The sequence below is a fragment of the Microbacterium longlingense genome, from assembly GCF_058349825.2.
In genome coordinates, this window is record NZ_JBYRJA020000001.1 from 67,018 (window position 1) to 81,579 (window position 14,562).

13 protein-coding genes are annotated in these 14,562 nt (G+C 70.8%); 3 read left to right on the forward strand and 10 right to left on the reverse strand.

Going from position 1 to position 14,562, the window contains the following annotated elements; genetic code table 11:
• Window positions 1–184 precede the first annotated feature (184 nt).
• Both AC3RXY_RS00315 and AC3RXY_RS00320 read left to right on the forward strand, forming a co-directional pair.
• Window positions 185–1,243 (forward strand): NAD(P)/FAD-dependent oxidoreductase, encoded by a 1,059-nt coding sequence (locus AC3RXY_RS00315; RefSeq protein ID WP_491508885.1) that lies wholly within the window; start codon window positions 185–187, stop codon window positions 1,241–1,243.
• 10 nt (window positions 1,244–1,253) lie between these two features.
• Window positions 1,254–2,099, forward strand: a complete 846-nt coding sequence (locus AC3RXY_RS00320; RefSeq protein WP_491508886.1) for a sigma factor — start codon at window positions 1,254–1,256, stop codon at window positions 2,097–2,099.
• Window positions 2,100–2,134: 35 nt separating this feature from the next.
• Here the strand turns inward: AC3RXY_RS00320 and putP are convergent, their stop codons facing one another.
• The 4 genes from putP to AC3RXY_RS00340 all read right to left on the reverse strand — a co-directional run bounded on the left by putP (window position 2,135) and on the right by AC3RXY_RS00340 (window position 6,936).
• The gene (gene putP, locus AC3RXY_RS00325; protein WP_491508887.1) at window positions 2,135–3,643 is read right to left on the reverse strand and encodes a sodium/proline symporter PutP; all 1,509 of its coding nucleotides are present in this window, start codon (window positions 3,641–3,643) and stop codon (window positions 2,135–2,137) included.
• A 161-nt stretch (window positions 3,644–3,804) separates the two neighbouring features.
• On the reverse strand, window positions 3,805–4,839 hold the full coding sequence (locus AC3RXY_RS00330) for an ABC transporter permease (RefSeq protein WP_491508888.1): 1,035 nt from the start codon (window positions 4,837–4,839) through the stop codon (window positions 3,805–3,807).
• Window positions 4,836–5,813 carry an ABC transporter ATP-binding protein gene (locus tag AC3RXY_RS00335; protein WP_491508889.1) on the reverse strand — a complete coding sequence of 326 codons (978 nt, stop codon included), beginning with the start codon at window positions 5,811–5,813 and terminating at the stop codon, window positions 4,836–4,838. The genes AC3RXY_RS00330 and AC3RXY_RS00335 overlap by 4 nt, the downstream gene beginning before the upstream one ends.
• Before the next feature lie 94 nt (window positions 5,814–5,907).
• On the reverse strand, window positions 5,908–6,936 hold the full coding sequence (locus tag AC3RXY_RS00340; protein WP_491509387.1) for a glycerophosphodiester phosphodiesterase family protein: 1,029 nt from the start codon (window positions 6,934–6,936) through the stop codon (window positions 5,908–5,910).
• 111 nt (window positions 6,937–7,047) lie between these two features.
• Here AC3RXY_RS00340 and AC3RXY_RS00345 point away from each other — a divergent pair, with 111 nt between their 5' ends.
• On the forward strand, window positions 7,048–7,962 hold the full coding sequence (locus AC3RXY_RS00345) for a Bax inhibitor-1/YccA family protein (protein ID WP_491508890.1): 915 nt from the start codon (window positions 7,048–7,050) through the stop codon (window positions 7,960–7,962).
• Window positions 7,963–8,190: 228 nt separating this feature from the next.
• Here the strand turns inward: AC3RXY_RS00345 and guaA are convergent, their stop codons facing one another.
• The 6 genes from guaA to guaB form a co-directional block, all read right to left on the reverse strand.
• Window positions 8,191–9,774: a glutamine-hydrolyzing GMP synthase gene (gene guaA / locus AC3RXY_RS00350; RefSeq protein ID WP_491508891.1), complete on the reverse strand. Its 1,584-nt coding sequence runs from the start codon at window positions 9,772–9,774 to the stop codon at window positions 8,191–8,193.
• A complete protein-coding gene (locus tag AC3RXY_RS00355) occupies window positions 9,771–10,271 on the reverse strand; it encodes a DUF3817 domain-containing protein (protein ID WP_491508892.1) in 501 nt (166 codons plus the stop codon). Before AC3RXY_RS00355 ends, guaA begins: the two co-directional genes overlap by 4 nt.
• Before the next feature lie 111 nt (window positions 10,272–10,382).
• Window positions 10,383–11,135 carry an SURF1 family cytochrome oxidase biogenesis protein gene (locus tag AC3RXY_RS00360; protein ID WP_491509388.1) on the reverse strand — a complete coding sequence of 251 codons (753 nt, stop codon included), beginning with the start codon at window positions 11,133–11,135 and terminating at the stop codon, window positions 10,383–10,385.
• A gap of 103 nt (window positions 11,136–11,238) precedes the next feature.
• A complete protein-coding gene (locus tag AC3RXY_RS00365) occupies window positions 11,239–12,357 on the reverse strand; it encodes a GuaB3 family IMP dehydrogenase-related protein (protein WP_491509389.1) in 1,119 nt (372 codons plus the stop codon).
• Window positions 12,358–12,445: 88 nt separating this feature from the next.
• Entirely contained in the window at window positions 12,446–12,910 is a 465-nt protein-coding gene (locus AC3RXY_RS00370) for an SRPBCC family protein (RefSeq protein WP_491508893.1), read from the reverse strand.
• Window position 12,911: 1 nt separating this feature from the next.
• Window positions 12,912–14,420: an IMP dehydrogenase gene (gene guaB, locus AC3RXY_RS00375; protein ID WP_491508894.1), complete on the reverse strand. Its 1,509-nt coding sequence runs from the start codon at window positions 14,418–14,420 to the stop codon at window positions 12,912–12,914.
• Window positions 14,421–14,562: the final 142 nt, after the last annotated feature.

The window sequence follows — 14,562 nt, forward strand, 5'->3', positions numbered from 1 at the left end:
TTCTGGCGCGGCTACCCGCGTTTTCGCCTGAGTTCTGGCACGGCTGCGCCGGTGCCCGTCCGGCGTCGGGCGTCTGCTGTCGGGCGTCTGGGCCTCGGTCACACCGTCCGTGTCACACATTCCGCGCGGCCGGTGTCCTGTTCCTGAAGTCCCAAGAAGAAGAGTCCAGAAGAAGAGGAGCATCATGACCACGACGGTGATCGGCGCGGGGTACGCCGGGGTGATGGCGGCGAACCGGCTGGCGGGGCGCGGGCATCCGGTGCGGATGATCACGCCGCACCCCTGGTTCGTCGAGCGCATCCGCCTGCATGCGCTCGCGAGCGGGGAGCGGGCCGACGCGCGACGCGACCTGCGCGACCTGCTGCACCCGGATGTCGAGCTCGTGCTCGCCACCGCTTCCCGCATCGGAGAGGACGCCGTCGAGCTCGACTCGGGCGACGCCCTCCCCTATGACACGCTCGTCTACGCGGTCGGGTCCGGCGCCCCCACCGGGGCACCCGGCATCGCGACGGAGGAGGCCGCCCTGATGCTGCGGGCCGAGCTCGCGGCACGCCCCGATGAGACCGTGACGGTTGCGGGCGCAGGGCTCACCGGCATCGAGCTCGCCGGGGCGATCTCGGCGGCCGGACGGCGGGTGCGCCTGGTCACCGCATCGGCCCCCGAACGGCGCGCGGCAGGGGCGCAGCTCGCCCTGCTCGCACGGCGCGGAGTCGACGTCGAGGTGCGCCGTGTGGCTGCGGCGGAGGGGATCACGGCGGTGTGCGCGGGCTTCGCCTACCCGACTCTCGCCGCAGACTCCGCCCTCCCGGTCGACACCGGGGGTCGTCTGATCGTCGACGCGCGTCTCACGGTTCCCGGACGGCCGCGGATCGTCGGCGCCGGCGACGCCGTGCACGTCGCCGCACCGGGATCGACCCACCTGCGTCCCGCGTGCGCGACCGCCCTGCCGATGGGCGCGCACGCGGCCGACGTGATCCACGACCGCGCACGGGGCCGCGCGCCGGAACCGTTCTCGCTCGGCTACCTGCTGCAGTGCGTCGACCTGGGTGCGGGCGCCGGTCACGTGCAGTTCGTGCGCCGCGACGACACCGAGCGCCCGCTCGCGATCGGCGGGCGCGCGGGCGGAATGCTCAAGGAGGCGGTCTGCCGGATGACGCTGCGCTGGCTGGCCCAGGAGCGGGAGCGCGCTGGCGCCTATCGCTGGGCGTCCGGCCCCGCCGACCCCGCCGGCGGGGCGGCCTAGCATGGGAGGCGTGGACCACGCCGCCGTCTTCGCAGCGCACCGGCCGCGGATGCTGGCCGCGGCCTTCCACATCACCGGCTCCCGCGACGACGCGGAGGACGTCGTGCAGGACGCGTGGCTGAGCTGGTCGCGGATCGACGCGGCAGATGTCCGCTCACCAGGGGCCTTCCTCGGCGTGATGGCCTCGCGTCTCGCACTCAATGCGGTGCGCGCGCAGCGCCGGCGACGGGAGAGCTATCTGGGTCCCTGGCTGCCGGATCCGGTGATCGACGACGGGTCGCCGGAATGGGAGGCGCTGCACCGCGACGGGCTCGGCCAGGCGCTCGACTTCGTGCTCTCGACGCTGACGCCGGAGCAGGCGACCGCCTACGTCCTGCGCCGGGTGCTCGAGGTCGACTACGCCACCATCGCAGACGTCCTCGAGACCACGCCCGGCGCCGCCCGCCAGCTGGTCTCCCGCGCGCAGCGCGCGGTCGCGGCCTCCGCGGACGCGATCGACGATGGTCAGCGCGAACACGACGCTCGCGCGCTCGCGCAGCTCGCCGCCGCGGTGGCCACCGGCGACATCGACCGGGTGACGGCCCTCCTCTCCGCCGACGCTGTGCTCTACTCCGACGGCGGCGGACGGCGGACGGCGGCCCTGCGACCGGTGCGGGGCGCGGAGAAGATCGCACGTCTCCTCCTCGGCCTCGCCGCGTTGCCGGAGCTCGAGATCCAGCCGGCGACCATCAGCGGCGGACCGGGTCTGGCGGTGCGCGAGGCTGGCACGCTCACCACGACGGTGGCGCTGCGCTCCGGCGACGACGGCATCCGCACGCTGCTGTTCATGCGCAATCCGGACAAGCTCCGGCCCTGACCCGCGGCCGTCCACGACCACGGGTCGGGCCACGGTCAGTCGCGCGGTTCGCGGCCGACCGTCAGCAGCGCACCGGTGTCGGTGAACTCCCGCTCGATCTCCGGATTGGGGCGATAGGTGAGCAGACTCACCACCACGACCGCGATCGTCGCGAAGACGAATCCCGGCAGCAGCTCGTATAGGTCGAACACGCCGCCCTGCGCCGCACTCCAGGCGAAGACCGTGACCGCTCCGACGAGCATGCCCGCCAGCGCCCCCCAGTTCGTCAGCCGGCGCCAGTACAGGCTCAGCAGGATGACCGGGCCGAACGAGGCCCCGAAGCCCGCCCACGCGAAGCTCACCAGCTGGAGCACGGAGGACTCGCTGTCCAGAGCGAACAGGATCGCGATGACGCTCACCAGCAGCACGCACAGCCGCCCGAGGAGTACGAGGGTCTTCTCTGGGGGCGGGGTCTTGCGCACGACGCGGTAGATGTCCTCCACGAGGGCAGAGGAGCACACGATCAGCTGACTCGAGAACGTGCTCATGATGGCCGCGAGCACGGCGGCGAGGACGAGGCCGGCCACGAGCGGGTGCAGCAGCGTCTGCGCCATCATCAGCAGCACCATCTCCGGGTCCGTGAGGGTGAGTCCCTCCTTCGCGAAGAACGCCACCCCGATCAGCCCGGCAAAGACCGCCCCGCCGAGCGAGATGACCTGCCACGTGAGGCCGATCCGGCGGCCGGCCTTGGCCGCCTGCGGGGTGCTCAGCGCCATGAAGCGCACCACGATGTGCGGCTGGCCGAAGTATCCCAGCCCCCATGCGAGCCCCGACAGCACGCCGATGACCGTGACGGACGTGAGTCCCTGACCGCCGAAGAGGTTGAAGTGATCCGGGTGCAGCGTCGAGATGAGCGACATCGCCTCCCCCCAGCCGCCCACCGCGATGACCGCGGCGACCGGCACGATCACCACGGCGATCGCGAGCATGAGCCCCTGCACCACGTCGGTGTGGGAGGCGCCGAGGAAGCCGCCGAACAGCGTGTATGTCAGGGTGACGGCCGTGATCAGGAGCATGCCGACGAGATAGTCCCCGTCGAAGGCCACGACGAAGAACTTGCCGCCCGCGACCATGCCGCTCGAGACGTAGAGGGTGAAGAACACCAGGATGATCACGCTCGAGATGATCCGCAGCAGGTGCGTGCGGTCGTGTGTGCGGTTCTCGAAGAACGTCGGAACGGTGATGGAGTTCTTGGCCGTCTGCGTGTAGGCCCGCAGCCGGGGCGCCACGAGCAGCCAGTTCAGGTAGGCGCCGATGGTGAGGCCGATCGCGATCCATGCCTCGATGAGGCCGAAGGCGTAGATCGCGCCGGGAAGACCCATCATCAGCCAGCCGGACATGTCGGAGGCGCCGGCGCTGAGCGCGGCCACCCACGGCGGGAGGCTGCGGTCTGCGAGCATGTAGCCCTCGTGCCCCGTCGTCTTGCGATAGGCGCGGAACCCGATGAAGATCATCACCGCGAAATAGACGATGAGGGCGATGTAGAGATACACCTGGTCGGACATCGTTGTCTCCTTCCGGGATCCTCGCGGATCCACCGAAGCATCGCACACCCGCGCACGGATGCCGCCGACGGGCGCCGGGTGTCTGCCGAGTCGCAGCCCCAGGGCCAGCGAATCCCGCCGGCGTCCGCCGTACGCGGCGGGCGCAGACGGGATTCCGCGGCTCAGGCGATGCGGGTGCCCGGCGGCAGGCGACGTGCCGGTGTGCGGGTGCGGGAGTACCCTCCGGCCAGCAAGGCCCCGGCGAGCACGACCTGCAGCCCCAGTCCGACCATCCAGCCGGGTACCGTGCCGGCCAGGCGCTCCTCCGACGACACCGGCGGCTTCCACTCCGACGCAGGTTCGCAGCCGTCCCACCGGACCTGCAGGGGCGGGGCGATCTGGGTGGTGCGGAACCCGACCTTGAGGAAGCCGAACAGGTCCTCCGGCTCTCCGTACTCCGTGAACCGCGTCGGCGTGGCGTCGGCGAGCACCACGAAGGGGTTGACGGCGAGCGTCCACCACACCATGTCCGGTCGTTGCACGGCATAGTCCGCCCGCTGCCACTCGGTGCACACGCTCTGCCCGCGGTCGTCCACCTCCATCCAGCGTTCCTCCGAGACGACCTCGGAGCGGATCACCGACGAGCCGAGCCCGAAGGCGATGAGCGTTCCGACCGTCAACGCGCCGACGAGCAGATAGCTCGCCGCGACGGAGAACAGCGGTCGGGCGATGATGCCGCTCAGGCCGACGCCGATCGCCGCGATCACGACCACCTCGGCGATCAGCACGAGCAGCGACACCGCAACCACCGCCGCATCGACGCCGCCGGCGAAGGTGGCGGCGATCAGGAACGGCGCAGAGACGCCCACGAACATCAGTCCGGTGACGATCGCGGCCAGGAGCTTGCCCGCCAGGATCTCTCCTGTCGAGGCCAGGGTCACCTGCACCGGCGCCAGGGTCGCGGCGTCCCGGTCGCCGTTGATCGCGTTCCCGCTCAGGGTCGGCGACACCAGCAGCACCATGAGCAGCACGACGTTGACGACGATCGCGTAGACCCCCGGCCCGGCGGGGCCGATCCACGCGTAGGCGAAGAAGGCCAGGATCGTCACGATCAGGAGGATCACCGCGAACACGCCGAGCAGCACGTACCATCCCACGCTCCGCAGCCGCTGGGTGAGCTCGAGGCGCAGCACGACGCCGATCCGGGCGGCGCTCATGCCGCACCTCCTTCCGGGGTGCTCTCCCCCGTCTGCGGGGGCACCCCCTGATCGTCGAGGGCGAGGAACGCGCTCTCGAGGTCGCCGCGGGCGGGAGCGAACTCCGCGATAGCCAGATCAGCACGAATCAGCGCCGCCAGCGCAGCGGCGGCGCCCTCATCGCCGGAGAATCGCACGAGCACGTCGCCGCGCTGGCTGCGGATCTCGGCCGGGGGGCGTCCGAGCGCGGCGGCGACGGCGAACGCCGGGTCGCCGTCCGCCGGGCGGGCGAGGCGGATCCGCCATTCGCGTGCTGCTCCCGCGACGGCCGGTGCCGCCACGACGCGGCCGCCGATGAGGAACACCGCATCGTCGATCATCTCGTCGAGCTCGGCGAGCACATGGCTGGAAACCAGCACCGTGCCGCCGCGCTCTGCCCGGGCGCGCAGCAGATCGCGCAGCTGCATGCGGGCGAGCGGGTCAAGGCCAGACGCCGGCTCGTCGAGCAGCAGCACGGCCGGATCGTGCACGAGCGCCCGTGCGAGGCCGAGCTTCTGCTTCTGCCCGCGGGAGAGCACTCTGGCCGGCCGGTCGGCGAGATCGGCGAGCCCGACCTGGTCGAGGAGGTCGGCCGCGCGGCGTTCCGCGTCGTGCGTCGCCAGGTCGTAGAGCCGGGCCGTCGTGACGAGGGTCTCGCGGCAGGTGAGCGCTGGCCACGCGCCGAGGGAGTCCGGCATCCACCCGATCGCCCGCCGGACACCGGCGGGGTCTGCGACGGGATCGACACCGGCCACGCGGATCGTGCCGGCGTCCGGGGCGAGGAGGGAGGCGAGCATGAGGAACAGGGTCGTCTTGCCGGATCCGTTCGGGCCGACCAGGCCGGTCACCCGTCCCGGCTCTGCCCGAAAGCTGGCGCCCTGGACGGCAGCGACACTGCCGAACCGCCGGAAGACCCCGTCGACCTCGACACCCGCGGCACCCGCTGTCATCGTCATGAGCCGAAACTAGGCCGGATCTCTGACAACCAGCTGTACCGGTGCGCGGATCCTCCGCGCACCCCTCCCGCCGCTCGGGCCAGCGGCGACACGCTCATGTCGTGGTGCCACGCCCCGGGGACGGCGCCCGGAAGGACGCCACGCCCAGATCGGCATGGTCGACGAACACGCCGTCCACACCGGTCGCGGCGATCCGTGCCCACTCCGCCTCGTAGTCTCCGAAGGCCGCCTTCCCGCCCTGGCCGCGGTGGGCCGGATCGAGGAAGGCGTTCTCGGGACGGCACGTCCACGTGAAGACGCACAGCCCGCGGGCATGAGCGTCGTCGACGAGCTGCGCCCCCGCACCCGGCCCGGAATCCTGCAGGAGCATCGCCTTGCCGACGCTGATCCCGTCGAGCCGGCCGACCAGGGCGTCCAGCCCCGCGGGCTCCGCCGCAGCGGCCCAGGTCGGCGCCCGCCGCCCGAGCGCGGCCACGAGATCGGCCGGACGCCCCTCCGGCTCGAGCAGATAGACAAAGAGCGCCGGCAGTCCCGTGGCCTTCAACCGGTGCAGCACCGTCTGCTCGAACGACTCCACGATGAGCGGCCGGTTGCCGTCGGCCCAGCCCGTGGCGGCGAGGTCGCGCTCGATCAACGGCACCAGGTCGAGGCCGATTCCCTCGAAGTACGTGGCGTGCTTGACCTCCAGGACCACACCGACCGCACGGCCGCGCTCCTCCCCTGCGGCCTGCACGATCTCGAGGAGGTCGGTCAGGCGCAGGATCGGCTGGGCACCGTCGAAGCTCGCGCTCGACGGCCGAAGTCGCGGCAGCCGCTCGCGGCTGCGCAGGGTGGCCAGCTCATCCCACGTGAAGTCCTCGGTGAACCATCCGGTCAGCGTCTCGCCGTCGATGCGCTTGGTCGTGCGCCGGTCGGCGAACTCCGGATGATCCGCGACATCGGTCGTCCCGGAGATCTCGTTCTCATGACGCACCACCAGCACGCCGTCACGCGTGGCGACGACATCCGGCTCCACGGCATCCGCGCCCATCGCGATCGCCAGCTCGTAGGAGGATCTGCTGTGCTCGGGGCGGTAGCCGGGGGCACCCCGGTGCCCGATGACGATCGGGGCGCCGTGCCCCAGGGGAAGAGAGGGAAACGGCTGCACGCTCTCAGCGTAAGTCACCCGAGATGTCGGCTCTCCCCGTTACTCTGGAGGGAAGCACCCGCCGAACGACCACAGGAGCACGAGGCCATGGCGATGAACAACCCCGCTTTCAACAACCCGGCGTTCCAGGCCGACCCCCGGGCCGTCGCGACGTACCCCGGCGGCAGCTCCGCGAACGTGAACGGGCAGGCGCAGTTCGCTGCGGGCTCGCACATGGTCACCAACGCCGCCATGAACGCCCAGCTCGACGGCATGTACGCCGCGCCCGCTGCCGGATCGCTCGAGACGGACCGCATGACGGTCGAGGACACGGTCATGAAGACCGTCGGCCTGTTCGCGATCCTGCTCGTCGCCGCAGCCGTCGGCTGGGTATGGACCCTCGGCGGGACCTCCCCGAGCGTCTACTCGGACGTGAGCATCGTGCCGTGGATGCTGGGGGCGATCGGCGGCTTCGTGCTGTCGATGGTCATCATCTTCACCTCGCGCAAGAAGGTGCGCCCCGGCCTCATCTTCGCCTACGCGGCCTTGGAGGGCCTGTTCGTCGGCGGCATCTCGGCCTACTTCGAGACGCGCTGGTCCGGCATCGTCATGCAGGCCAGCATCGCGACGATCGCGGTCGTCGGCGTCACGCTCGCCCTCTTCGCCAGCGGCAAGGTGCGCGCGAGCGCCAAGGCCACCAAGGTCTTCCTGATCGCGATGGTCGGCTACCTCGTCTTCTCGCTCATCAACCTGGTGCTGATGTGGACCGGCGTGATCAGCAACGGCTTCGGTCTGCGCTCCACCCTGATCTTCGGCATCCCGCTCGGCCTCATCATCGGCGTCCTGGTGGTCATCATGGCGGCCTACTCGCTGGTGCTCGACTTCGACCAGATCCAGCAGGGCGTGCGCAACCGCGCGCCGCGCGTCTACGGCTGGATGGGCGGCTTCGGCATCATGGTGACCGTCGTCTGGCTGTACGTCGAGATCCTCCGCATGATCGCGATCCTGCGCGGCAACGACTAACCCGCACACCGCACACCGCACACCGCACACCGCACACCGCGCACAGCACACAGCACGGCGGGCCGTCCTCCTGGGCGGCCCGCCGTGCTGTGTGCGGGCGCTCTCCGCAGCAGGCCCGGCCCGTGAAGCAGGCCCGGCGCACGCGAGCGCATCAGGCATCCGCCCGTCCCTGTCCCGAGAACGCCAGAGGGCGCGAGCCGAAGCCCGCGCCCTCTGACACCGTGGGGATCACTCCCACTCGATCGTCCCCGGAGGCTTGGAGGTCACGTCGAGCACGACCCGATTGACGTCACGCACCTCGTTGGTGATGCGGTTGGAGATCTTCGACAGCACGTCATAGGGAAGACGCGACCAGTCGGCGGTCATGGCGTCCTCGCTCGACACCGGACGCAGCACGATCGGATGACCGTAGGTGCGTCCGTCGCCCTGCACGCCCACCGAGCGCACGTCGGCGAGCAGCACGACCGGGCACTGCCAGATCTCCTGGTCGAGGCCGGCCTTGGTGAGCTCTTCCCGGGCGATCGCATCCGCTTCGCGCAGGATCTCGAGCCGGTCGCGCGTGACCTCGCCGATGATCCGGATGCCCAGGCCCGGGCCGGGGAACGGCTGACGGCCGACGATCGCCTCGGGGATGCCCAGCTCGCGCCCGATCGCCCGCACCTCGTCCTTGAACAGCGTGCGCAGCGGCTCGATGAGCTCGAAGTCCAGGTCTTCCGGCAGGCCGCCGACGTTGTGGTGGCTCTTGATGTTCGCCGTGCCGGCGCCGCCGCCCGACTCCACCACGTCGGGGTAGAGCGTGCCCTGCACGAGGAAGCGCACCTTCTCTCCCTCGGCTTTGGCCTCGGCGACGAGATCGAGCTGCACCTGCTCGAAGGCGCGGATGAACTCGCGGCCGATGATCTTGCGCTTCTCCTCCGGGTCTGTGACGCCGGCGAGGTGGCCGAGGAAGGTGTCCGCGGCATCGACGGTGATCAGGTGCACGCCCGTGGAGGCCACGTAGTCCTTCTCGACCTGTTCCCGCTCGCCCTGGCGAAGCAGCCCGTGGTCGACGAACACCGCCGTGAGCTGATCGCCGATCGCACGGTGCACGAGCGCGGTCGAGACGGCGGAGTCGACGCCCCCGGAGAGCGCCGAGATGACGCGCGCGTCACCCACCTGCTCCCGGATGCGGGCCACCTGCTCGGCGATCACGTTGCCGCTGTTCCAGTCCGCGGCGAGTCCGGCGCCCCGGTGCAGGAAGTTCTCGATGACCTCCTGGCCGTGATCGGAGTGCTTGACCTCGGGGTGCCACTGCACGCCGTAGAAGCGCCGCTCATCGTCGCTGAAGGCTGCGACGGGGGTGGCCGCGGTCGACGCCAGGACCGTGAAGCCCTCCGGCGCGCGCGCCACCTGATCGCCATGACTCATCCAGACGTTCTGCGCAGCGGGCTGGCCGCCCAGCAGTGTGCCGCCCTCGCCGCTGATGGCGGCATCGGTCGCCCCGTACTCACGCAGTCCCGTGTTGGCGACCTCGCCGCCGAGCGCCTGCGCCATCACCTGGAAGCCGTAGCAGATGCCCAGCGTCGGGATGCCGAGGTCGAACACGGCCGGGTCCAGCCGGGGGGCGCCCTCCTCGTAGACGGACGACGGTCCGCCGGAGAGAATGAGGGCCACCGGGTTGCGGGCGGCGATCTCTTCGGCCGTCGCCGTGTGCGGCACGATCTCGCTGTACACGCCGGCCTCGCGCACGCGGCGCGCGATCAGCTGTGCGTACTGGGCCCCGAAGTCGACGACCAGCGCCGGGCGCTGCTCGGTGTGCACGGGCTCGGTCACGGGGTGGCCTCCACGGAGTCGGGGGATGAGGGGTGGGAAGAAGCAGGCGCTGCCGCAGCGATCTCGGCCTCGCGCCGGGCGAGATAGGCCGTGACCTCACGGGCGACGCGCGCCTCCATGAAGAACGACAGGAACGGCACGACACCGCCCAGAGCCAGCATCACCAGGCGCAGGAAGGGCCAGCGCATGAGGCTCCAGATGCGGAACGCGGAGAACAGGTAGACGACATAGAACCAGCCGTGGACGATCAGGATCCACAGCGAGATGTTCACCCCGTCACCGGTCGAGACCAGGCCGTCCGGACCCTCGACCACGGGGGCGAGCCACAGGAAGCCACCGGAGCCCCCCGCGAAGATCTCCACGGCGAGCGGGGTGTACTTCAGGATCATCTCGAGAACGAGCAGCAGCAGACCGACACCGGTGATGACCGAGGCGATCTGGTAGAACTTCAGCGCCCCGCGGATGGCAGGGAAACTGGCGGCCTTCGGTTCTGGCATGGTCCCATCCTATCGGGCGCCGCTCGGCCCGCTCGCGGGGCGGCGGGCGGGCCGGGACGCGCGCTCGGCGGGCGCTCGGCGCGGCACGGGCCGAGCCCCGATGCCCGGCGGTCAGGCGCCTGCGGCCTCTTCCCGTTCCTCGATCTCGCGCTCCCAGGCGTCCTTGCCGAGGCGGTACCAGAGGTAGAAGGCGAAGCCGGCGAAGATCGCCCATTCCACCGCGTAGAAGATGTTAAGCCAGTTGACCGGCGTGCCCTCCTGGGGCGCGTCCGCGACGATCGGGTCCAGACCTGCCGTCGGCTCCGCGGACACCAGGAACGGCCGGTACACGTCGAGCGCATCGATATCGTGCCACCGGCTCAGGAGCGCTGCGGGCGACATCCGGTCCAGCCGATCCGGCTCGACGACCCGCGGCAGCTCGACCCCCTCGTCGGAGATGAGGCGCCCGGCGACCATCAGCTCGCGCCCGGCCTCCTGGTCGAGGGCAGCCGCCGCCGCATCCGCATCGGCGCGGTCGGCGGTCCAGCCGATCGCGACCGCGAGCGACGTGGGCGACGCCGTCTCGGCCAGCCGCAACTGGCCGGTCACCCAGTACCCCTCGACTCCGCCCTGGAAACGCGAGGAGACCACGATGAAGTCGCCGGCGACCCACGAACCCGGCACCTCGACCCGCTGCCCCACCAGGGGTCCGTGCAGGTACTCTCCCGGGGCCACCACGTCGGCGATCGGGCGCAGCTCCTCGGTGATGCCGGGGGGCGGAGGGTCCGTGTCGACCGCCCGGGAGACCTGCCAGCCGCCGAGCAGGGCGAAGATGCTCGCCGCGATCAGGCACAGCAGGAGGACGCCCAGCCAGCGCGGCCGCATCAGCACGCTGCGCAGGGTCGGCGCGGCGTCGCGCGCGGGGTGCGGCGTTGTGGTCTCCGGGGCGGGTGTCACGGTGCGGGTGTCAGACGGTCTCGATCGGGGCTCAGGAGTGCGGGGACGGCGCGAGCACGACCTCGACCCGCTGGAACTCCTTGAGGTCGGAGTATCCGGTGGTCGCCATCGACTTGCGCAGCGCGCCGATCAGATTGGCCGTGCCGTCGGCGACGGGAGCGGGTCCGAACAGGATCTGCTCGAGCGTCGCGACGCCGTCGACCGCGACCCGACGACCGCGCGGCAGCTCGGCGTGGTGGGCCTCCGGGCCCCAGTGGAAGCCACGGCCCGGCGCATCGGTCGCCCGAGCCAGCGCGACGCCCAGCATCACCGCGTCCGCGCCCATCGCGATCGCCTTGACGATGTCGCCCGAGGTTCCGACACCGCCATCGGCGATGACGTGCACGTAGCGGCCGCCGGACTCGTCGAGGTAGTCACGGCGCGCCGCGGCGACATCCGACAGCGCGGTGGCCATCGGCGCCTGGATGCCGAGGGTGGCCCGGGTGGTCGACGCCGCTCCCCCGCCGAAGCCCACCAGCACCCCCGCGGCGCCGGTGCGCATGAGGTGCAGCGCCGCGGTGTACGTGGCAGCGCCGCCGACGATCACCGGCACATCGAGGTCGTAGATGAACTTCTTCAGATTGAGCGGCTCGCTCACGCTCGACACGTGCTCTGCCGAGACCGTGGTGCCCCGGATCACGAAGAGATCGACACCAGCGGCCACGACCGTCGCATACAGCTCCTGGGTGCGCTGCGGGGTGAGCGCGCCCGCGACGGTCACGCCAGCATCGCGGATCTCGGAGAGACGCTGCTTGATGAGCTCCGGCTTGATCGGCTCGGCGTACAGCCGCTGCATGCGCACCGTCGCCTCGCCCTCCGGCAGGGAGGCGATCTCCTCGAGGAGGGGCTCCGGGTCTTCGTAACGCGTCCACAGGCCCTCGAGATCGAGGACGCCGAGCCCGCCCAGACGCCCGAGCAGGATCGCCGTCTGCGGACTCATGACCGAGTCCATCGGCGCGCCGATGACCGGGGTCTCGAAGGCGTAGGCATCGATGGCCCACGTGGTCGAGACGTCCTCCGGGTTGCGGGTACGCCGCGATGGCACCACCGCGATGTCGTCGAAGGTGTACGCGCGGCGGGCGCGCTTGGCGCGGCCGAGATCGATCTCCATGCTCACCCCGCCAGCCTACCCGGCGGGGTCGGACACTGTGCCGCCATCGCCTCATCGCCCGCGGCGCGCGCACCGCGCAGAGCCGGTCTCAGGAGACCGCGGCGAGCACGGCAGGGTCGGCGCAGCCGCGCGCGAAACCCGCGATGCGCCGGTCGATCTCGCGCTGCAGCAGCACCACGCCGATGCGCTCGGCGAGGGGGGCGAGCCATCCCGGGCGGCAGGTGAAGGTGTATTTCCAGACCGCGCGGGTGCCGCCGTCGACCGGCTCGAACCGCCAGCCGCCGCCCATCCGCTCGAAGAACCACGGCCCGCGGATCATCTTCATGCCCACGCTCGTGGGTGGCCGGTAGGAGACGTACTCGCTCACCATGCGCAGGCCGAAGCGCTGCACGGTGAGCGTCTGGACGCCGGTGGCAGCGGCGTCGGCGTTCAGGAACCTCTGGCGGCGGATGAACCGGTCCCACCGCCGTCGCACATCTCCGGTCGTCTGCGACACCGCGAACGCCACGTCCGGGGAGACCGGGACGATCGCGACGCTGTGGACCGACGGCACGTCAGCGCTTGTAGTTCGGCGCCTCGACGATGATCTGCACGTCGTGCGGGTGCGACTCCTTCAGGCCCGCCGGCGTGATGCGCACGAACCGGCCGTTCGCCTTGAGCTCGTCGATCGTGCGCGCGCCGACGTAGAACATCGACTGCCGCAGTCCGCCGATGAGCTGATAGGCGACCGCGGAGACCGGGCCGCGATACGCCACCTGGCCCTCGATCCCCTCCGCGATGAGCTTGTCGTCGCTGGGCACGTCCGCCTGGAAGTACCGGTCCTTGGAGTAGGAGGTCTTCTTGCCGCGCGTCTGCAGCGCACCGAGCGAACCCATGCCGCGGTACATCTTGAACTGCTTGCCGCCCTGGAAGACGACCTCGCCAGGCGACTCGTCCGTGCCGGCGAGCAGGGAGCCAAGCATCACGGCATCCGCACCGGCCACCAGGGCCTTGGCGATGTCGCCGGAGTACTGCAGACCGCCGTCCGCGATGATCGGCACGCCCGCCGGCCGCGCGGCGAGCGACGCCTCGTACACGGCGGTGATCTGCGGCACACCCACCCCGGCGACCACGCGGGTGGTGCAGATCGAACCAGGCCCCACGCCGACCTTGACGGCGTCGACACCGGCATCGATCAGCGCCTGGGCGCCCTCGCGGGTGGCGACGTTGCCGCCGACGACGTCGACGCCGTCGAAGCTCTGGTCGGCCTTGAGGCGCCGCACGATGTCGATGACGCCGGCGGACTGGCCGTTGGCGGTGTCGACGACGAGCACGTCAACGCCCGCATCGCGCAGCGCGCACGCGCGCTCCCACGCGTCTCCGAAGAACCCGATCGCGGCGCCGACGCGCAGGCGGCCCTGCTCGTCCTTGGTGGCCAGCGGGTACTTCTCGCTCTTGTCGAAGTCCTTGATGGTGATCAGCCCCGCCAGGCGCCCGTCGTCGCCCACCAGCGGAAGCTTCTCCACGCGGTGCTTGGCGAACAGCGCCAGCACCTGGTCGGCGGGCAGGCCGACCTCGGCGGTGACCAGACCGTCCTTCGTCATCACCTCGGACACCTGGGTGACGGTGCGCAGGCTCTCGTCGACGAAGCGCATGTCGCGATTGGTCACGATGCCGATGAGGTGCCCGCCCTCGTCCACCACGGGCAGACCGGAGATGCGGTACGTGGCGCACAGGGCGTCGACCTCGGCGATCGTGGAGTCCGGCGTGGTGGTGATCGGGTCGGTGATCATGCCGGATTCGCTGCGCTTGACGCGGTCGACCTGGGATGCCTGCTCGGCGATCGAGAGGTTGCGGTGCAGGATACCGAGACCGCCCTCACGCGCGATCGCGATCGCCATCCGCGATTCGGTGACCGTGTCCATCGCGCTGGAGAGCAGCGGCGTCGCCACGGTGATCCGACGCGTCACGCGCGAGGACGTATCCGCCTCGCTCGGGATGACGTCGGTGTGCCCCGGAAGGAGCAGGACATCGTCGTAGGTGAGTCCTGTGAAACCGAAGGGGTCGTGACGCTCATCGCTCATCTGACTGGGGAATCCTCTCGCACGCGCGAACCGTACGTCCGATTCTACGGTGCGTCAACGACGGGCGGCGGCGCGTCGCGCGGCCGGACGAGAAGAACCGGATCGCGCAGCGGTGGTAATCGGATCGAGACCTCTTGTTGTC

What these genes read in the sequence shown, in the direction of transcription:
- AC3RXY_RS00315 (WP_491508885.1), top strand. Translation starts at nt 185, where the DNA reads ATGACCACGACGGTGATCGGCGCGGGGTACGCCGGGGTGATGGCGGCG.
- putP (WP_491508887.1), bottom strand. Translation starts at nt 3,643, where the DNA reads ATGTCCGACCAGGTGTATCTCTACATCGCCCTCATCGTCTATTTCGCG.
- AC3RXY_RS00330 (WP_491508888.1), bottom strand. Translation starts at nt 4,839, where the DNA reads ATGAGCGCCGCCCGGATCGGCGTCGTGCTGCGCCTCGAGCTCACCCAG.
- AC3RXY_RS00335 (WP_491508889.1), bottom strand. Translation starts at nt 5,813, where the DNA reads ATGACGATGACAGCGGGTGCCGCGGGTGTCGAGGTCGACGGGGTCTTC.
- AC3RXY_RS00345 (WP_491508890.1), top strand. Translation starts at nt 7,048, where the DNA reads ATGGCGATGAACAACCCCGCTTTCAACAACCCGGCGTTCCAGGCCGAC.
- AC3RXY_RS00355 (WP_491508892.1), bottom strand. Translation starts at nt 10,271, where the DNA reads ATGCCAGAACCGAAGGCCGCCAGTTTCCCTGCCATCCGCGGGGCGCTG.
- AC3RXY_RS00360 (WP_491509388.1), bottom strand. Translation starts at nt 11,135, where the DNA reads ATGCGGCCGCGCTGGCTGGGCGTCCTCCTGCTGTGCCTGATCGCGGCG.
- AC3RXY_RS00365 (WP_491509389.1), bottom strand. Translation starts at nt 12,357, where the DNA reads ATGGAGATCGATCTCGGCCGCGCCAAGCGCGCCCGCCGCGCGTACACC.
- guaB (WP_491508894.1), bottom strand. Translation starts at nt 14,420, where the DNA reads ATGAGCGATGAGCGTCACGACCCCTTCGGTTTCACAGGACTCACCTAC.